Origin of the sequence: Methylobacterium sp. ARG-1 (genome assembly GCF_001262595.1) — a bacterium.
Lineage (GTDB): Bacteria > Pseudomonadota > Alphaproteobacteria > Rhizobiales > Beijerinckiaceae > Methylobacterium > Methylobacterium brachiatum.
Window position 1 is genome coordinate 67,620 of sequence record NZ_LHCD01000012.1, and the last position, 18,676, is coordinate 86,295.

General features: G+C 70.6%; 17 protein-coding genes. 9 read left to right on the plus strand and 8 right to left on the minus strand.

Annotated features, from left to right (window positions below; genetic code table 11):
* Positions 1 to 30: 30 nt before the first annotated feature.
* Entirely contained in the window at positions 31 to 1,092 is a 1,062-nt protein-coding gene (locus AKJ13_RS13490) for a lactonase family protein (RefSeq protein WP_050733804.1), read from the minus strand.
* Between the two features lie 13 nt (positions 1,093 to 1,105).
* On the minus strand, positions 1,106 to 2,413 hold the full coding sequence (locus AKJ13_RS13495; protein WP_050733805.1) for an alpha-hydroxy acid oxidase: 1,308 nt from the start codon (positions 2,411 to 2,413) through the stop codon (positions 1,106 to 1,108).
* A gap of 178 nt (positions 2,414 to 2,591) precedes the next feature.
* On the opposite strand from AKJ13_RS13495, the gene AKJ13_RS13500 reads away from it, so the two are divergent.
* The 3 genes from AKJ13_RS13500 (at position 2,592) to AKJ13_RS13510 (ending at position 5,203) form a co-directional block, all read left to right on the plus strand.
* Entirely contained in the window at positions 2,592 to 3,635 is a 1,044-nt protein-coding gene (locus AKJ13_RS13500) for a LacI family DNA-binding transcriptional regulator (RefSeq protein ID WP_244471596.1), read from the plus strand.
* 95 nt (positions 3,636 to 3,730) lie between these two features.
* Positions 3,731 to 4,402, plus strand: a complete 672-nt coding sequence (locus AKJ13_RS13505; RefSeq protein WP_050733807.1) for an aspartate/glutamate racemase family protein — start codon at positions 3,731 to 3,733, stop codon at positions 4,400 to 4,402.
* 3 nt (positions 4,403 to 4,405) lie between these two features.
* A complete protein-coding gene (locus tag AKJ13_RS13510) occupies positions 4,406 to 5,203 on the plus strand; it encodes a TIM barrel protein (protein ID WP_050733808.1) in 798 nt (265 codons plus the stop codon).
* 12 nt (positions 5,204 to 5,215) lie between these two features.
* Here AKJ13_RS13510 and AKJ13_RS13515 read toward each other — a convergent pair whose 3' ends face one another.
* From AKJ13_RS13515 to AKJ13_RS13525, 3 genes are all read right to left on the minus strand, one after another.
* Positions 5,216 to 7,318 (minus strand): TonB-dependent receptor, encoded by a 2,103-nt coding sequence (locus tag AKJ13_RS13515; protein ID WP_064774623.1) that lies wholly within the window; start codon positions 7,316 to 7,318, stop codon positions 5,216 to 5,218.
* A gap of 286 nt (positions 7,319 to 7,604) precedes the next feature.
* Entirely contained in the window at positions 7,605 to 8,642 is a 1,038-nt protein-coding gene (locus tag AKJ13_RS13520) for a hydroxyacid dehydrogenase (RefSeq protein ID WP_050733809.1), read from the minus strand.
* A 4-nt stretch (positions 8,643 to 8,646) separates the two neighbouring features.
* A complete protein-coding gene (locus tag AKJ13_RS13525; RefSeq protein WP_050733810.1) occupies positions 8,647 to 9,852 on the minus strand; it encodes an amino acid aminotransferase in 1,206 nt (401 codons plus the stop codon).
* A gap of 230 nt (positions 9,853 to 10,082) precedes the next feature.
* On the opposite strand from AKJ13_RS13525, the gene AKJ13_RS13530 reads away from it, so the two are divergent.
* The 3 genes from AKJ13_RS13530 to AKJ13_RS13540 all read left to right on the plus strand — a co-directional run bounded on the left by AKJ13_RS13530 (position 10,083) and on the right by AKJ13_RS13540 (position 12,672).
* The gene (locus AKJ13_RS13530; RefSeq protein ID WP_050733811.1) at positions 10,083 to 11,222 is read left to right on the plus strand and encodes a branched-chain amino acid ABC transporter substrate-binding protein; all 1,140 of its coding nucleotides are present in this window, start codon (positions 10,083 to 10,085) and stop codon (positions 11,220 to 11,222) included.
* Between the two features lie 212 nt (positions 11,223 to 11,434).
* Positions 11,435 to 11,710: a translation initiation factor IF-1 gene (gene infA, locus AKJ13_RS13535; protein WP_007561169.1), complete on the plus strand. Its 276-nt coding sequence runs from the start codon at positions 11,435 to 11,437 to the stop codon at positions 11,708 to 11,710.
* Positions 11,707 to 12,672: a DMT family transporter gene (locus AKJ13_RS13540; protein WP_050733812.1), complete on the plus strand. Its 966-nt coding sequence runs from the start codon at positions 11,707 to 11,709 to the stop codon at positions 12,670 to 12,672. The genes infA and AKJ13_RS13540 overlap by 4 nt, the downstream gene beginning before the upstream one ends.
* Here the strand turns inward: AKJ13_RS13540 and AKJ13_RS13545 are convergent.
* Positions 12,642 to 12,947: a hypothetical protein gene (locus tag AKJ13_RS13545; protein ID WP_050733813.1), complete on the minus strand. Its 306-nt coding sequence runs from the start codon at positions 12,945 to 12,947 to the stop codon at positions 12,642 to 12,644. The genes AKJ13_RS13540 and AKJ13_RS13545 overlap by 31 nt on opposite strands.
* A gap of 163 nt (positions 12,948 to 13,110) precedes the next feature.
* Here AKJ13_RS13545 and AKJ13_RS13550 point away from each other — a divergent pair, with 163 nt between their 5' ends.
* Together AKJ13_RS13550 and AKJ13_RS13555 are read left to right on the plus strand one after the other, a co-directional pair.
* Positions 13,111 to 13,716: a sulfite oxidase-like oxidoreductase gene (locus tag AKJ13_RS13550; protein ID WP_050733814.1), complete on the plus strand. Its 606-nt coding sequence runs from the start codon at positions 13,111 to 13,113 to the stop codon at positions 13,714 to 13,716.
* Positions 13,691 to 14,428: an FAD-binding oxidoreductase gene (locus tag AKJ13_RS13555; protein ID WP_244471597.1), complete on the plus strand. Its 738-nt coding sequence runs from the start codon at positions 13,691 to 13,693 to the stop codon at positions 14,426 to 14,428. The genes AKJ13_RS13550 and AKJ13_RS13555 overlap by 26 nt, the downstream gene beginning before the upstream one ends.
* Here the strand turns inward: AKJ13_RS13555 and AKJ13_RS13560 are convergent, their stop codons facing one another.
* Positions 14,429 to 15,520 (minus strand): calcium:proton antiporter, encoded by a 1,092-nt coding sequence (locus AKJ13_RS13560; protein ID WP_050733815.1) that lies wholly within the window; start codon positions 15,518 to 15,520, stop codon positions 14,429 to 14,431. It lies immediately after the preceding gene.
* Between the two features lie 299 nt (positions 15,521 to 15,819).
* Here AKJ13_RS13560 and AKJ13_RS13565 point away from each other — a divergent pair, with 299 nt between their 5' ends.
* Complete coding sequence (locus tag AKJ13_RS13565; RefSeq protein WP_050733816.1) at positions 15,820 to 17,592, plus strand: DEAD/DEAH box helicase; 1,773 nt, start codon at positions 15,820 to 15,822, stop codon at positions 17,590 to 17,592.
* A gap of 51 nt (positions 17,593 to 17,643) precedes the next feature.
* On the opposite strand, the gene AKJ13_RS13570 is transcribed toward AKJ13_RS13565, so the two are convergent.
* Positions 17,644 to 18,531, minus strand: a complete 888-nt coding sequence (locus AKJ13_RS13570; RefSeq protein WP_050733817.1) for a hypothetical protein — start codon at positions 18,529 to 18,531, stop codon at positions 17,644 to 17,646.
* Positions 18,532 to 18,676: the final 145 nt, after the last annotated feature.

The window sequence follows — 18,676 nt, forward strand, 5'->3', positions numbered from 1 at the left end:
CCGGGATCATCATGTTTTTGTTTTGTATTTTTAAAGGAACGCGATCGTGCAGGGGCTCGGGCTCTGGCGTGAGCCCGTCTGGGTGAGGCCGCCGCTGCCGGGGTCGATGGCGAATTCGACCAAGCCGTCGCCCTGCTCGTTGGCGACCAACAGGTGGCCGCCCTCCGGCGCGAGCGTCATGAATCGCGGGTCCCGGCCGCCCGAGGGCGTCCAGCCGGCCGGTTCGAGGCGGTCGCCCTCGACCCGGAAGCGCGCGATCCCGTCCTGCCCGCGGTTCGAGGCGTAGACGAAGCGCCCGCAGGGTGTGACCACGATCGCCGCCGCCGTGCTCGCGCCGAAGAAGTCCGGCGGCCGCGTCGGGACGAGGTCAAGCGGCGTGAGCGTCCCGGCCTGCGCATCCCACCGGCAGGTCGCGACGGTGGAATCCAGCTCGTTGACCAGGAAGGCCAGCGCCCCGCCGGGGTGGAACGCGATGTGGCGCGGGCCGGCGCCCGGGCGCAGGACGGCCTCGGACACGATCTCCAAACGGTCGCCGTCGAGGCGCAGGATGAAGACCCGGTCGAGGCCCTTGTCGGGGACCAGAACGTGGCATCCGTCCGGCGACAGGACAACGTGGTGCGGGTGTGCGGCCGCCTGCTCGGTCCGGTGCGGGCCGGGCTCGCCCGGCATCGGCAGGACCTGTGTGGCCGGCTCCAGGCCGCCATCGGAGCGCAGGGGCATCAGGGCCACGGTGCCGCTGGCGTAATTGGCCACGATCAGGAACCGCCCGCTCGGGTCGATCGCCTGGTGGACGCTGTTGGTGCCGCCGGTCTCCGCGCTGCCGAGGTTGGGCAGGGAACCGTCCGGCGCGACCGCGAAGGCGGTGGCCGCCGCGCCGTCGCCCTGGACCGTGTAGAGCACCGAGCGGGCCGGGTCGGTGACTAGGAAGGACGGGTTGTCCAGCCCGTCGACCCGGCCGAGATGCGTCCAGCCCTCGAGCCCGGCCCCGACCCGGTAGATGTCGATGCCCCGGCCCCGGGCCCGGCGCCGCGCGGTGGTGAAGCAGCCGACGAAGGCGAGGCCGAGGGGGGAGCGGAGCGCATCGTCGGTCATGCCATTCTCCGGGTCAGCTTCGCCGCGGGACGCGGCGCAAGAAGTCCGGGTTGAGCTCGGACAGGCGGTTGATCCCGATCAGCGCCATGTCGCGGTTCAGCTCCTCCTTGAGGATCCGCATGGCGTGCTCGACGCCCGCCGCCCCGCCGAGCGCGGCGCCGAACATGAACGGCCGGCCGAGCAGGACGAAGTCGGCACCGAGGGCCAGGGCCTTCATCACGTCGGTGCCGCGGCGGATGCCGCTGTCGACGATGATCTTCAGGCTGCCCTTCTTCGCGGCGATCTCCGGAAGCACGTCGAGGGGCGCGATGGCGTGGTCGAGCTGGCGGCCGCCATGGGTCGACAGGATGACCCCGTCGGCGCCGCAGCCGCGGGCGATCTCGACATCTTCCGGGGCGAGCAGCCCCTTCACCACCAGGTTGCCGGACCACCGTTTGCGGATCGCCTCCAGGTTTCTCCAGGAGAGCTGGTCCCGGGCGATGGTGTTGCGCACCGCGCCCTGCGACATCATCGGCGGGCCGCGCTCGGCTTCGGTGTTCTCGAAATGCGGGGCGCCGTGCTTGAGGAAGGTCCGGGCGACGGTGCCCAGCAGCCAGCGCGGGTGGGTCGCGCTCTGCCACGCGACCTTGGGCGTGACCTTGATCGGCATCGAGAAGCCGCTGCGGGTGTTGTGCTCGCGGTTGCCCAGAGTCGGGGTGTCGGCGGTCACGACGAAGATGCGGTAGCCGGTGGCCGCGACTCGGTCGAGCAGGCGGTCGATCCGGGTCTGGTCCCCCGGCAGGTAGCCCTGGAACCAGGCCTGCGGGTTCTGGGCGTAGACGTCCTCCAGCTTGATCAGCGAGGAGGCGCTGAGGATCATCGGCAGGTTCATCCGCCGCGCCGCCTCGGCGAGCACGATGTCGCCGCGATAGGCGATGAACGCGGCCCCGCCGAGCGGCCCGACCCCGAAGGGTGCCGCGTAGGTCTGGCCGAAGAGCTCCGTGGCCGTGTCGCGCCCTGACGTGTCGCGCATCAGCCGCGGCACCAGAGCGTAATCCGCATAGGCGCCGCGGCTATGGGCCAGCGCCGCTCCGGTCTCCGCACCGCCGGCGACGTACTGGAAGATCATGTGCGGCAGGAGCCGCCGGGCGTGGCGCTCGAAATCGTCGAGCGCGAGCAGGTCGCGGAACCGGTAGGGCGTGACCGCGTCGCTGCGCTTGAGGCTGGTGACGAGGGCCTGCGGGCCGGCAATGCCGGGCGCCTCGGCATCCGCCCGCCCCACCGTGGCCGAGTCGCGCATCGTCGCCCCCGGGCCGGAAGCCGGCTGGTCGAACGTCGCCATCCGCTCCTCCCTGGATTCCGCCGCCGTTCGAATAAACCGGCGTCGTGCGGTTCTTGAAAGCGCTTTCAGATAGCCAACGCCAGACCGGAGTGTCAATATACTGCCAGTCGCTATCGCTGGCCGCGGAGGCATAGCGGCGATAGGGTGTCATGGGGACAGTCGGATTTCAGTGCTGGGCGTGCCGGAAGAGATCCTCGAACCCCTGTCGCGCGGCCCGGTGGCGCGGGACGTGGCCCATCGGGCCGGGGTCTCCACCGCGACAGTCTCTCGGGTGCTGAACGGCTCGGCCGGGGTCCGGGCCGACAAACGCGCGGCCGTGATGCGGGCCGCCCAGGATCTCGGCTTCGTCGCCAACGGCGCCGCCCGGGCCCTCTCGACCCGCCGATTCATGGCGGTGGGCGCCGTGGTGCCCAACATCGAGAACGAGGCCTTCGTCCGCGTCCTGTCGAGCTTCCAGGAGCGGCTGCGGCAGGCCGGCTACACTCTGGTCGCCGCCAATGCCGGCTACGACCTCGAGGACGAGCTGCGCGAGGCGACCTTCCTGCTGGAGCGCGGCGTCGACGGGCTGATGCTGGTGGGCGACATCCACCATCCGGATCTCCATGCCCGCATCGCCCGGCACGGCATCCCGATGGTGCAGACCTTCAGCCTGTCGCGGGAGCGGCCGTGCGTCGGCTTCGACAACGCCGCCTCCGCGGCCCGGGCGGCGAACTACCTCGCGGATCTCGGCCACAGGCGGATCGGCGTGATCTCCGGCCTGCGCAAGGACAACGACCGCGGCGGCGCCCGCGTCACCGGCATCGCCCAGGCGCTGGCGGCCCGCGGCCTGCGCCTCGCCCCAGAGCACGATATCGAGATCTCCTACGGCATCGGCGGCGGCCGCGACGGCTTCCGCCAGATGCTGGCCGGCGGCCCGCCGCCCACCGCGATCATCTGCGGCACCGACCAGATCGCCTTCGGCGCCATGATTGAGGCCCGGGCCCGGGGGCTCGACGTGCCCGGCGACCTCTCGGTGATCGGCCACAACGATTCCGACTTCGCGCCCTTCCTCGACCCGCCGCTGACCACGATCCGCATCCACTCCGCCGAGATCGGCCACGCCGCCGGCGACCACCTCATCGCCCGGATGCAGGGCCGCCCGGTGGTGCGTCTCACCCAGATCGACGCCGAGCTGATCCTGCGCGCCAGCACGGCGCCGCCGCGCAAGCCCAACGGCGCCTGATGCGGATCGGCGATATCTTGCCACCGTTTTGAAATCGCTTACAAGACGCTGAACGGCGACCGGACGCCCAACCGCGCCACATCCCGGGAGACAGCATGGCCCCCCGCATCGTCCTCCTGCACGCGACGCCGGTCGCGATGGCCCCGATCCAGGCGGCCTTCGCCGAGCGCTGGCCCGAGGCCGAGACGGTCAACCTGCTGGATGACGGCCTGTCCCTCGACCGGGCCAAGGAGCCCGGCGAGATTTCCACGGGCATGGTCGACCGGTTCGTCCGGTTCGGGCGCTACGGCCACGACATGGGCGCCGACGGCATCCTGATCACCTGCTCGGCCTTCGGGCCGGCCATCGACCGGCTGAGCGAGACCGTGCCGGTGCCGGTGCTCAAGCCCAACGAGGCGATGTTCCGCGCGGCCATCGCGCAAGGCCAGCGCATCGGCATGCTGGCGACCTTCGGCCCCTCGATCGGAACCATGACCGATGAGTTCGAGGACTTCGTCGGCCAGTCTGGCCGATCCGCGACCCTGCGCACGATCCTGGTGGACGACGCCATGGCGCGCCTGCGCGCCGGCGACGCCGAGACGCACAATCGGCTCATCGCCGAGCGGGCACCGGAACTCTCCGATTGCGACGCGATCATGCTGGCGCATTTCTCGACCTCCCGGGCGGCCGAGGCCGTGCGCGCCGCCGTCGCTATTCCGGTCCTGACCGCGCCGCACGCGGCGGTGGACCGGATGCGCGCCATGATCGAGACGGTTGAGAGGGCCTGATCCATGAAGCTCGGTGCCTTCTCCGACCGCCTGAGCGGCCATTGCGGCTTCCTGTTCACGGAACTGCCCTTGTCCGAACGGTTCGCGGCCGCGGCCAAGGCCGGGTTCCGGGCCGTGGAGCATCCGAACCTGTTCGCGACACCGGCCGCGGAGGTTGCGGGCTGGCTCGAGCGGGCCGGCGTGCCCCTGGTCCAGACCGGCTTTCCGGCAGGCGACGCCTCCAAGGGTGAGAAGGGCTTCGCCGCCCTGCCGGACAAGGTCGCCTATTACCGCTCCACTATCGCGCCGACCCTGGACTATGTGGAGCAGCTCGGCTGCCGGATGGTCCACCCGATGGCCGGCGTCCGGCCAGCCGGGGCCGAGCCCACGCGGCTGTGGGAGACCTATCTCGACAACCTCGCCTTCGCGGCCGACGCCGCCAAGGCCCGGGGCATGACGGTAATCGTCGAGCCGATCGGCCCGGGCTCCATCGCCGATTACGTGATCGACGACCCGCTCAAGGCTGTGGAGGCGATCCGGGCGATCGGCCGGGACAACGTCAAGCTGCTGTTCGACGCCTATCACTGCGTCTGCCTCGGCCACGACCCGGCCGCGCTGATCCGGGCGCACGCGCCGCTGATCGCCCATGTCCAGATCGCCGACAATCCGGGCCGTCACGAGCCCGGCACTGGCACCATCGCGTTCGACCCCATTTTCGAGGCCCTGGAGGCGGTGGGCTATGCCGGCTTCATCGGCTGCGAGTACCACCCGGCCGCCGGCACCGAGGCCGGCCTCGGCTGGATGCGGGCGGCATCGGTGTAGGGCCGGCAGCTCTCAGAACCGTGCCGCGACGCCGCCCATGATGGTGCGCGGCTGACCCGGTGTGGCGTAGCGGTTCTGGAAGGCGCGGTCGTAGTAGGTCTCGTCGAGCAGGTTGTCGACGTTGAGGTAGACCCGGACGTCCGGCGTGATCTGATAATACGAGATCAGGTTGACCACCGTGTAGGCGGGCATCGTGAAGGTCGACAGGGCCGTTCCGGCGGCGCGCTTGCCGACGACGTTGAGCCCGCCCCCGAAGCCGAGCCCCCTCAGGTCGCCGCCCTGGATCTCGTAGACCGCCTGCATGGCGAAGCTGTTGGCCGGGATGTTGGCGAGCCGGGTTCCGACCGGAATCGAATTGTCCCGCGCCACCGCCGCGTCGACATGGGTGTAGGTCCCGATCGCGCGCAGGCCGGGTGCCACTTCGCCCGCCACGGTCAGGTCGAACCCGCGGCTCTGCACCACGCCGGCGGCGACGCTGAAGGCGGAATCGACCGGATCCGTGGTCGGGACATTGGTGCGGCGGATGTCGAACACGGCCGCGGTGGCGTTGAGCCGCCCGTCGAGCAGCCCGACCTTCACGCCCGCCTCGTAGCCCTCGCCCCCCTCGAATGCGAGGGGCTGGCCGCGCCGGTCCACGGCGGTGCTGGGCTTGAACGAGCGCGCGTAGTTTCCGTAGACCGAGACCGCGTCGGACAGGTCGTAGACGAGGCCGAAACGCGGCAGCGCCTCGGTGCCCCGCAGGTTCGTGGTGCGGTTTGTGATGTAGGACGTCGAATCCTGGCCGACATCCTCGACCCGGACCCCGACCAGGGCATGCAACTGCGGCGTGATGTCGATCTGGTCCTGGACGTAGCCCGCGAAGCTCTCGGTGTGCTGCAGGAAATTGGTTATGGTCGGCAGGCTGCGCGGCAGGGCCTGGCCGTAGCGGGGCGCCAGCAGGTCGAGCAGGAAGGGATAGGTGGCGGCGTTCGAGCGGTCGAAGCGTTCCCGGTAGCGGTAGCGGTCGTATTCGAGGCCGAGCAGCAGCGTGTGGTGCAGGAAGCCGGTATCGAACTTGCCGGCCAGGTTGACCTGCAGATCGGTGTCGGACCAGTTGAGGTCGCGCCATTCCAGGTTCCGGCGCAGGGTGCGGCCGTCCGGCAGGAAGCCGTTGGCCGCAGCGCCGACGCCCCAGCTCTTCAGGCTCCCGCCCAGCACTTGACCGCCGGCCGTCAGGACCCAGTCCTGGTCAAACCGGTGCTCGATCCGCAACTGGCCAAGGGCGTCCTGGACCACACTCGGCGGCAGGCCGGGCTCCCCGAGGAAGCGGGAGCGCGGCACGTTGCGCAGCCGGCCCTGCAGGGGGACGATACCGCGGTCGAAGGTCGTGCCGGTGCTGACGAACGCCCCCTCCAGCGTGATCGTCGTATCCGCGCTGGGCTTCCACGCGATGACGGGGGCGACGTGGTAGCGGTCGCCGCTCACGTAGTCGCGGAAGCTGCCGTTGTCCTCTACCGCGCCGGTGATGCGGGCGAGCACCTGGCCGTTCTCGTCGAGCGCCCCGGTGGCATCGAAGGTGCTGCGCTTGGCGCCGTAGCCGCCGTACTGTGTGCCGATTGCCAGCGAGCGCTCGGCCAGGGGCTGCTTGGTCACGATGTTGAAGGTGCCGCCGGGATCGCCGCGGCCGTACAGGAAGGCCGACGGCCCCTTGAGCACCTCGATCCGCTCGATCGCCACGATATCGGGCGTGTTCGGGTAGCCGCGATTGATCGGGAAGCCGTTGCGGTAATATTCGAATACGGAGAAGCCGCGGATCGTGACTTCGCTCAGGCCGAGGCCGCCGAAATTGTTGGAGCGGCCGACGCCGGCCAGATCGAGGGCGGTGTCGATCCGCGTCGCGGCGGCGTCCTCCAGCACCTGCCGGGTCACCGGCACGATTGTCTGCGGGACATCGCGCAGGGGCGTGTCGGTGCGGGTGGCGCTGATCGTGGTCGCAGGCGCGTAGCCTTCCGGAGCCCGGGCGGGGCCGCCTTGGCCGGTGACCGAGAGTTCCTCGAGCTGGACCTCATGATTCGCGTCGACGGCAGGTTCCGCCCAGGCTTCTTGCGCGCCCAATAGAACGGAACTTCCGATCATGATAGCGAAAGCGGCGAGCTTTGTTATCCAATACGGTGTGTTCAGTTCAAATCGAGTAAGTTCTGTCGACACGTTCGCAAGCCAAGACACTGCCAGGCCGCCGAGATGGTCGAGCGGGGCCCGTGCGGTCAAGCTTGCCGGCTGAGATGCCGGGTATCGAAAACTTGGAATGACTTCGATCTAGTAGGCGAACAGCTTACAACGACTCAAAGCTGCTGCACGCCGTCACCGCTCTGTTGCTGCTGAGCAACAAAGCGGAAGGCCGCTGCGCGCGAGTCCGGCTTTGCTACGGGGTGCCGAGCAGCCGCGCCCGGCGCTCCAGCACCGCCGGCCAGACCTCCGGATTGACCAGCCGCGGCGGAATCTCGCCCCGCAGGAGGCCGATGATCTGCTCGGCGCCCCAAGAGGCCACGTTGCGGCGCGCCTCGTGGGTGACGCCGGCGGTGTGGTAGGTCGCCACCACGGTGTCGAGCCGGAGCAAAGGCGAGTCCAGAGGCGGCGGTTCGGGCGCCCAGACATCCAACCCGGCCCCGGCGAGATGGCCGGAGACCAGAGCCTCGGCGAGCGCGGCCTCGTCGTGGATGCCGCCGCGCGCCGTGGTGATGAACAGGGCCCCGGGCTTCATGGCCGCGAAGGCTTCGGCGTCGAAGCTGCCCCGGGTCGTGTCGTCGAGCGGGCAGTGCAGGGACACGATGTCGGATTCCGCCAGGAGCCGCGCCCGGTTCACCGGCTCGGCGCCGCGCGCCCGGATCTCGTCCGGGGAGAGCAGCGGGTCGTAGGCCAGGACCTGCATGTCGAAGCCCTGGGCGAGCTTGGCGACCTCCCGGCCGGTATGGCCGATGCCGACGAGCCCCAGGGTCGCGCCGCCGATCTCGTGGCCCATCAGCGATTCCCGCGAGAAGCCCCGTTCCGTCCGCAGCAGCCGGTCCGAGACGCAGATCTTGCGGGAGATCGCGAGCATCAGGCCGATGGCCAGCTCCGCCACCGAGCGGGCATTGCCGCCGACCTGGTTGACCACCGCGACGCCGGCGCGCGTGCAGGCAGCCGCGTCCACCGTGTCGAAGCCCGCCCCGCCCGAGGACACTGCGAGCAGGTTCGGGCAGCCGGCCAGCAATTCATCCGTCACGTGCCAGCGGCGGGGCAGCTCGTCCCTTGCCGGCGAGACGTGGAAGACATGCGCCTGCGCCAGCAGGGCCTCGAGCGTCTCCGCCGGGCCCTGCAGGTCGCCGACCTGCAGGTCGATGTCGGGCTCGGCCCTCAGTCGCGCATCGAAGACCGGGTTGATCCAGAGATTGAACCGGCAGACGCGCTTGAGGGCCGCCACCGGGTCAGCCCTTCACGACGGCGTCGATGGCATCGACCACGTGGTCGATGTTGTGGGTGTTGACCGCCGCCACGCAGATCCGGCCGGTCTCCAGGGCGTAGACCTCGTGCTCCTCGCGCAGGCGCGTGGCCTCCTCGGGGCTGAGCCCGGTGTAGGAGAACATGCCCTTCTGCGCCTTGATCGCGTCGAAGCCGCGCTCGGGATGGCGCTGCTGCAGGCTGTCGGCCATGCGCACCCGCATCGAGCGGATCCGCTCGCGCATCTCGGCGAGCTCCCGCTCCCAATCGGCGCGCAGCTCCGGATCGGTCAGCACCATCTCGACGATGGCCGCGCCGTGAGTCACCGGGTTCGAGTAGCTCGCCCGCACCAGCCGCTTGGCTAGGGCCTCGACCTTGGTCTTCATGGCCGGGTTTTCGGCCACGATCGTCAGGGCGCCGACGCGCTCGCCGTAGAGCGAGAACGACTTCGAGAACGACGAGGCGACGAAGAATTCCTGGCCGGATTCGGCGAACAGCCGCACCGGCGCGGCATCCGCGTCGAGGCCGTCGCCGAAGCCTTGGTAGGCGATGTCGAGGAACGGGATCAGGCCGCGCTCGGCCAGCAGGGGCGCGAGGTCGCTCCACTCGTCGGGCGTCAGGTCGGCACCGGTCGGGTTGTGGCAGCAGGCGTGCAGCACCACGATCGAGCCCTTCGGCAGATCCTGGAGGTAGGCGCGCATCGCCGGGTAGTCGACGCCCCCGGTCTCGGCCGAGAAATACGGGTAATCGACGACCGTGAAGCCGGCCTGGGTGAACAGCGCCTTGTGGTTCTCCCAGCTCGGGTTGCTCACCGCCACGGTGGCACCGGGATTGAGCCGGGCGAGCACGTCCGCGCCGGTCTTGAGGGCACCGGTGCCGCCGATGCTCTGGAGCGTCGCGGTGCGGTTCTGCTTCAGGATCGGGGCGCCCTCGCCGAACAGCAGGGCCTGGACCGCGTCGCGGAACGGCTTGGTGCCCTCGATCGGCCGGTAGGTCTTCGGCAGGCCCTTCTCGATCCAGCGCTTCTCGGCGGTCTGGACGGCGCGCAGGCGCGGCACCTTGCCGTCGGCATCCGTGTAGACCCCGACCACGAGGTTGAGCTTTTTGGTGCTCGTATCAGCGTTGAAGGCCTCGAACAGGCGCATGATCGGGTCGAGCGGCGCGTCCTGGATGCCGGCGAACAGCGAGGTCATGATCGTCAATCGTCCCAGAGGGGCTTCGATGCGGCGCGTGCGGGCGGTTCTATCCAAAGTCGCGGGCCGGCCGACGCCCTTATTTCCCACATCGCGCCTGCCCGCCAGCGCTCTTACGCGCGGCAGCATCCCGATCCGTTCAACGATGAACGGGTTCTGAAACCGCGGGGCGTCCGGACCGAGCCCGATGAGTGCTTCCCGCGGCGGCCGCCCGACTTTAACGTGGATCGATGAAGCACGCTCTCGCCCCGATCCTCGCCGGCCTCCTGATGACGGCGCCGGCCGCCGCTCAGGCGCCGGTGCGGATCGGCCTGTCGGCGCCGCTCTCGGGGCCGGATGCCGCCTTCGGGCTGGGGCTGCGGCAGGGCGCCGAACAGGCGGTGGCCGACATCAACCGCGCCGCGGGCGGGCGGCCAAGATTCGCCCTCGTGCCGGCCGACGATGCCGGCGACGCCCGGCAGGCGGTCGCGACCGCGAAGAAGTTTGCCGCCGACGGCGTGCGGCTCGTCATCGGGCCGTTCGAATCCATCGCGGTCGCCGCCGCGACGCCAGTCTACGAGGAGGCGGGGGCCCTGCTGGTCACGCCGGGGGCGACCTACACGCCGCTGACCGGCCGCGGCGCGTGGAACCTGTTCCGGTTGGCGCCGAGCGATGCGCAGCAAGGCCGGGCGGCGGGAGCCTATCTCGCCAAGGCGTTTGCCGGACGGCGCATCGCGATCCTCAACGACCGCTCGACCTTCGGACGCGGGCTCGCCGAAGCGGTGTCGGCGCGCCTGAAGGAGGCCGGCGCCCCGGAGGTGCTGTTCGACGGCTTTCCGCGCGGGACCCGCGACCTCGCCGATCTCGTCGGCCGTCTGAAGGCGGCCCGGGTCGAGGCGGTGTATTTCGGCGGCCTCGCGCCGGAGGCGGCGACCCTGCTCCGTGCCCTGCGTGAGGCCAATCTCGGCGCCACGCTGGTCGCCAGCGACGGGATCCTCGACCCCGCCTTCGCGGCTGCGGTCGGGCCGGCCGGGGAGGGGACCGTGATGACCCTGCCGCCCGATCCGCCGCGCCTGCCCGACCCCAAGGGCAAGCCACCGGCGCGCGGGCCCGAGGCCGAAAGCGTGGCGGCGTCGGGCTACGCGGCGGTCGAGCTGCTCGCCCAGGCTTTGGAGCGCGCCCGCGCGGCCGATCCGAAGGCCGGCCGGGTCCCGGAGGGTCGCAAGCTCGCCGACGCCCTGCGCAGCGCCCCGCCGCTGCGCACGATTCTCGGTCCGGTGGGGTTCGACTCCCGCGGCGACCGCACAGGCGGCACCGTCGCCCTGCGGATCTGGCGCCGGACCCCGGAGGGACGCCTCGATTACGCCGGCAACGACGTTCCGGGACCTTGAACACCGACGAATCATGTCCACGACTCAGGGCACGGATGAGAGCATGACTTGCAGCGGGATCGTGTGACGACTACATGCGGGCGGCGTCGCTCAGCAGGCGCGGACCGTCCGTCGGATCGGATCCGCGCCCTGCGGCGTTTCCCGAGCTTGATGACAGCCGTAGAAGTTTTGCCGGAACGCCTGCTGCCGGACGGTCCGACTGGAGAAGGTGCATGGCGAAAGAAGAATTGATGCAGTTCGACGGTCTCGTGATTGAGATCCTGCCGGACGCGCGCTACCGCGTGCAGCTCGACCAGGGCCACGAGATCGTGGCCTACACGGCCGGCAAGATGAAGAAGAACCGCATCAAGACGCTGGCGGGTGACCGGGTCACGGTTGAGATGTCGCCCTACGATCTGGAGAAGGGCCGCCTCGTGTTCCGGCACAAGGACGAGCGCTCCGCAGGCCCGCGGCCCCAGGTCCGGGGCGGCCAGTTCCGCCGCCGTTGACGTCCGCGCGCGCGACCTGGGTCTCCTCGGTCGCGCCGGCCTATCTGCTTCTCACACTTACTTCCCTGCTCTGGGCCGGGAACGCGGTCAGCAGCCGCTGGGCGCCGGGCCATGTCTCCCCCCAGGTCATCACGACCCTGCGCTGGGCGGTGGCCTGCACGGTGCTGGCACCGTTCGCGGCCCGCCGGCTCGCCGCGGAATGGCCGCTCCTCCGCCCGCACTGGCTGCGCATCCTGCTGATGGGCGGCCTCGGCTACACAGCCTTCAACTGCCTGTTCTACGCGGCCGGCGTCCATACCGGCGCCGTCAACCTGGCCCTGTTCCAGGGCGCGATCCCCGTCCTGGTGATCGTGCTGAACCGGCTGGCCTACCGGGTGCCGGTGACCCTCGGGCAATTGCTCGGCGTGGTCCTGACCCTGATCGGCGCCGGGATCGCGGCGACCCACGGCGACTGGACGGTCCTGACCCGCCTCGACTTCAACCGCGGCGACGTGCTCGTGTTCGGGGCCTGCCTGCTCTACGCGGGCTACACGATCTTCCTGCCGACGCGCCCGAAAGTCTCGGCTTTGGCCTTCTTCGCCGCCATGGCGATCGCCGCCTTCGTGACCTCGCTGCCGCCGCTCGCCGTCGAATGGGCCACCGGGCACGCGGTCTGGCCGGGGCTGGAGGGCTGGGCGATGGTCGCCTTCGTAAGCCTGGGGCCGTCGCTTCTGGCGCAGTTGTTCTTCATGCGGGGGGTCGAACTGATCGGCCCGAACCGGGCGGGCCTGTTCGTCAACCTCGTGCCGATCTTCGGCGCGATCCTCGCCGTCCTGCTGGTCGGCGAGCCGTTCGGGGCGGTTCAGGCCGTCGCCCTGGCTCTCGTGCTTGGGGGGATCGCCTGTGCCGAGCGCCTGAAGCCGGCGCTGGCCGCGGCGACCCCAGAAGCCGCTTATTCGCAGACGCGCACGCGTCGGATGTAGACGTCGCCGTAGGGATCGATGGTGCGGCGGCGCTCGAAGTGGCAGACCGGGCCGTAATCCTCTTCCACGTAGACCGGCGGCGGGGCGCGGTAGACCGGGCGACCCGGGTAGTACCCGTTGTTGGCCGACGACGCGATGGCGCCGCCGACCGCGAGGCCGCCGAGCACGCCGAGGGCAGCCGCGCCGCCAGCGCCGATCCCGTCACGGGCCTGGGCGGCCGGCGCGAGGGTGGCGAGGCTCCCGACGACTAGGCTCGTCGCGAGAAGGTACTTCATGACATTCCCCCTGTTGGGTGCGATTCGGTCGGACATAGGCTGACTACCACATCTCAGCTTTGGGGCGTTTGTTCGGCCGCAGATCCCGACTTGACGTGGGGTGTTCCGACGCACCAAACCCGGGGCCGGCGCGTCAGAACAGCAACCGAGAGTGGGGGCCGGCATGGTGACACGAGGCTTCGTCGGGCGCAGGCAGGCGCCCGAGGCGGGTGCGCGGATCCCGCCCGGCCAATATCTCACCGAGGATTTCCCGATCCTGCAGATCGGCCCCAACCCGACCGTGGATCTCGCCACCTGGCGGTTCACGCTGCGCGAGGGCTCGCGGCCGATCAAGACGTGGAACTGGGCGGAATTCGAGGCGCTGCCGCGGACGACCTGGCAGGGGGACATCCACTGCGTCACCAAGTGGTCGAAATTCGACACCGCCTGGGAGGGCGTGAGTTTCGACGACCTGCTGGCCGATGCCGGCATCGCAGCCCCGACCGCCTTCCTGCTGGCGGAATCCTTCGATGACTACACCACCAACGTGCCGGTGGCCGACCTCGTGAACGGCCGGGCTATGGTGGCGACCCGCTATGCCGGCCAGCCGATCCACCCGGATCACGGCGGCCCGGCGCGGCTCCTCGTGCCGCACCTCTACTTCTGGAAGAGCGCCAAATGGGTGAAGGGCCTTCGCTTCACCCAGACCGACACCGCCGGCTTCTGGGAGCTGCGCGGCTACCACATGTACGGGGATCCCTGGCGTGAGCAGCGCTACACCGGTGACTGAGCCGATCGTCTTCCGCTGGCACCAGGCCGAGATCACCGCGATCGCGCCCGTCACCCCGCAGGTGAAGAGCTTTCGGCTGCGCTCCGAGCTCGCCCAGGCCTACCGTGCCGGCCAGCACGTTGACGTCCGGCTGACCGCCGAGGACGGCTACCAGGCCCAGCGCAGCTACTCGATCGCCTCGGCGCCCGACGGCAGCGGCACCCTGGAGCTGATGGTCGAGGCGCTGCCCGACGGCGAGGTCTCGGGCTGGTTCTCGCAGGCCGCCGAGGTCGGCGATCGGATCGAGCTGCGCGGGCCAATCGGCGGATCCTTCTCCTGGGACGGTCCCGATGGCGGCCCGCTGCTGCTGGGGGCCGGCGGTTCCGGCGTGGTGCCGCTGCTGGCGATGCTGCGCAGGCGCGCTCTGGTCGCGCCGCAGATCCCGGCGGCCCTGATCTACTCCGCCCGCACCCGCGAGGAGGCGATCGCGCTCCCCGAGCTGGAGCGCCTCGCCAACGACGGCACTGGCTTCTCCCTGCACCTCACCACCACCCGGGATGCCGGCGGCCGGCGGATCGACGCCGCCCTGGTGACCGGTGCCCTGGCGCGGGTCGGACGCCCGGAAAAGGTCTTTCTCTGCGGCTCGAACCGCTTCGTCGGGGCAGCCTCGGACCTGATCCTGGCAGCGGGCGTCCCGGCAGGGGTGATCCGCACCGAGCGGTTCGGCAGCTGATCAGGGGCTGAAGATCAGCACGAGGTAGACGAAGAACACCACGAGGTGCACTGCGCCCTCCAGCACCGTGGTGCGCAGGCCCGAGAAGGTCTGGGTGCTGAGGATCAGCGTCACCGCGAGCAGCGTCATCTCGGTGGGCTTGAGGCCGAGCACCACGGTCTGCCCGGTGAGCAGGCCGATCGTGAGGATCGCCGGCACGGTGAGGCCCACCGTCGAGGTCGCCGCGCCCAGGCACAGGTTGATCGCCCGCTGCAGCTCGTTGCGGGCGATGGCCCGCAGGGCCGAGATCGCCTCCGGGGTGAACACGATTGCGGCGATCAGCACGCCGCCGAGCGCCGAGGGCGCGCCGAGGGCCGCGATGCCGTGATCGAGGATCACCGCGAGGCTCTTGGCCAGCAGGACGATCGGCACGACGTTGGCGAGCAGCAGGACCACGTGCTTGCCGATGGCGCCGGCTGAGCGCGCCCCCGCGGCGGCCTCCGCTTCCGCTGCCTCATCGGCATCTTGGAAGAAATCGCTGTGCCGGCTAGTCTGGATCAGCAGGAACACGCCGTAGAGCGCCAGGGTGAAGACCGAAAAGGCCACCGCCTGAAGGGTGGTCAGCGTGCCGTCGGCGGTGGAGCTGGTGAAGTTCGGGATGATCAGCGCGATGGTGGTCAGCGGAATGATCACCGACAGGAAGGCCGAGGCCCCCTGCAGGTTGTAGCTCTGCTGGTGGTGGCGCAGGCCGCCCATCAGCAGCCCGAGGCCGACCACGCCGTTCAGGACGATCATCAGCACCGCGAACATCGTGTCGCGGCCCAGCGTCGGCGCCTCCTTGGCCGAGAGCATCACGGCGGAGATCAGCGCCACCTCGATGATCACGATCGACAGGGTGAGGACCAGGGTGCCGAGCGGTTCGCCCAGCCGGTGCGCCAGGTCCTCCGCCTCGTGCACAACCCCGAAGGCTGACCAGACGATCACGGCCAGAAGCCAGGCGAACAGCCCGCCCGCGAACCAGGGCTGCGCCAAATCGCCGAGCCAGCCCTTTCCGAACCACGCGAAGGCGAGAACCGTCGCCCACGCCACCGCCAGCCGCAGGGCTCCCGTCATGGTCTTGGTCGTCTCCGCTCGGATCGCCTTGATGCGGCAATGCGCACAGTCAGGCCGTGTCTTAGGTCAGACGAACGGCACGGCCAGGGTGGGCGGAGCGCGACCGGCATTTTGACGTGGACGGCGACCGCTCGCCCGCCGGACTCAGTCCGCGCAACCGGCCCATGCCGTGGCGGGAGTGGTCAGCGGGCCCGGTTGGCGCTACCATCTAGGAACCCGAATAAAGTCCGGTGCCTGATTCCTCCGCCGCGCGATGGCGCGCTGCCGGGCGCGGCGCGGCCGTTGAGAGTTTCCGTCACTTGCCCTTCCCGACCCTGCCCGCCCCCCTCGCGCGGGCCCTGTCCGAGCGCGGCTACGCCGATCCCACCCCGGTCCAGGCCGCGGTGCTGGAGGCGGCTGCCGGCGCCCGCGACCTCCTTGTCTCCGCCCAGACCGGCTCCGGCAAGACCGTGGCCTACGGCCTGGCCATGGCCAACATGCTCATCGGCCCAGAGGCCGGCGAGGCCGAGATGCTGCCGCCCCCCGGTGCGCCGCTCGCACTGGTGATCGCTCCGACCCGCGAGCTGGCCCTCCAGGTCCAGCGCGAATTGCTGTGGCTCTATGCTCCGGCCGGCGGGCGGGTCACCGCCTGCGTCGGCGGCATGGATCCCCGCCGCGAGGCCCGGATGATGGCCGACGGCACCCATATCGTGGTCGGCACCCCCGGCCGCCTGCGCGACCATCTCGAGCGCCGCAACCTCGATCCGACCAACCTGCGGGCCGTCGTCCTCGACGAGGCCGACGAGATGCTCGATCTCGGCTTCCGCGAAGACATCGAGTTCATCCTCTCGGCCACCCCGCCGGAGCGGGCAACTTACCTGTTCTCCGCGACCCTGCCCAAGGCGATCGAGGCCCTGGCCGAGCGCTACCAGCGCAACGCCCTGCGGCTGGCGATCAAGGGCGAGAGCAAGGGTCACGCCGACATCGCCTATCGGGCGGTGCGGATCATGCCCCGGGAGACCGAGCACGTGGTGCTCAACCTCCTGCGCGAGGCCGACGCCCCGACCGCGATCGTCTTCTGCAACACCCGCAACGCGGTTCGCCATCTCCAGGCGAGCCTCACCGAGCGCGGCTTCTCGGTGGTGGCGCTCTCGGGCGAGCTCGGCCAGGGCGAGCGCAACGCCGCCCTCCAGGCGCTCCGGGACGGCCGGGCCCGGGTCTGCGTCGCCACGGACGTCGCCGCCCGCGGCATCGACCTGCCCTCGCTCAGCCTCGTGATCCACGCCGACCTGCCGCACGATGCCGAGGTGCTCCAGCACCGTAGTGGGCGCACCGGCCGCGCCGGCCGCAAGGGCACCTCGGTGCTCCTGATCCCGAATTCCCGGCGCCGCCGCGCCGAGCAGATGTTCGCCATCGCCAAGGTCAGCCCGGATTGGTCCGGCCCGCCCTCGGCCGACGACATCCGGAAGCTCGACGGCGAGCGCATGCTCTCCGACCCGCTCTTCTCCGAGCCGCCGGCCGAGGAGGATGTCGCGCTCGCCGGGACCCTTCTCGCCAGCAAGACCCCGGAAGAGCTCGCCGCCCTGCTGGCCCGGGTCTACCGCACCCGCCTGCCGGCCCCGGAAGAGGTCAGCGATCCGGGCGAGGGCCGTGCGCCCCGCGGCACCAACGAGCGCCCGCCCTACGATCCGATGAATCCCGAGCAGATCGCCGCCCTTGGGCCGGCCGTGTGGTTCCGGCTCAACCTCGGCCGGCGCGACAATGCCGATCCGCGCCGCCTGCTGCCGATGCTCACCCGCCGGGGCGGCATCGGCCGCCAGGAGATCGGAGCGATCCGGATCTTCGACCGAGAGACCAAGTTCGAGATCCGCGGCAACGCCGCCGCGCGCTTCGCCGAGGCCTTCGCCCGCAACGGCTCGCCGGAGATCCAGGTCGAGGCGCTGGCGGGGGACGCAGCCCCGGCCGAGCGCAAGAGCGCGCCGGGCGGCCCGAAGGGGTTCGCCAGCCCACGGGCCGGCAAGCATCAGCGCCACGCCGAGCGGTCCGGTCCCCGGTCCGAGTCCAAGCCGGGCCGGAATACCGGCCGCAGCTGACCCTGTTTGGATCGACTTGCGGGGGCATCGACGCCCCCGCTGTCGATGGTCTCAGAAAACTTTCTTGACCGCGTCGCCGAGCGCGTCGACGCTTTCCCGCAGCTTCCGGCCGGCGGGCGCCAGCGACGGCAGCTTGATGCCGAGCACCTCGGTCTCCTCGTCCGCTGTATCGGCCTGCGCGACCGTCGCGGGTGCAGCGCCGGGTTTCACACTGGGCTTGGCAGCGTCCGCGGCCTTTGCGGCGGCGGGCGGCTTGTGCGCCGCGACCGCCTTGCGGGCGGGTTTCTCCGGCGGGGCTGCGGCCGGAGTCGCGGCAACCGGCTTGGCCGCGGGGGCAACCGGGGGCACGGCGACGTCGCGCGCCTTGACGGTCTCGGAAGCGCGCGGAGGCTGGAGCGCCGCGGTCCGGGTCGGCGGCAGCGGCACGACCACCTGACGGGTGGCGATCGGCGTCACCGGGGTCGGAGTGGGAATGCGCTTGGTCGGCACCTCGGGCATGGCCACGCTCCGGGCCGGCGTCGCTGCGGCGACGGGCGCGGCAGAGGGCGTGATCTTGGCGGGCGCCGGGACGACCGGGCTGGCGGGGGCGGGCGATAGTGCGGGCGCCAATGCCTCCGGCAACGCCACCATGCGCAGGGCCGGCTTCTCCGGTTCCGCGGGCTTCGAGGCGATGGGCGCCGCGGGGGCGATCCCGGCGACGGCTGGCAGGCCGTCCTTCAACTCGGGCCAGTCGGCGGCCCGGCTCATCGGTGCGCGCTTGATCGGCGTGGGGGCGGCCAGTCCGGCCATCAGGTTCGAGGCGGCGACGCCGAAGCCTGCAATCGCACTTGCGCCGATGAGCCCGGCGAGGACGAGCTTCAAGCCGGGCTTGCGGCCGGGACGTGGCTCCGGCGACCGATGCGGTCTTCTGTCGGACGGGTCCAGGGCGAGATCGTTCATGATCCGGGGTCTCTGACACGGTGCACGACACGCGCGACCGGGCCCCCCATGACCGGCCGCCGCTCTCCATCACGCTGGAGATGGATCGACTCTGCCGTCGATAGAGAAACCGCAATACGGCGCAAAGATGTCGCCGCCCATTGCA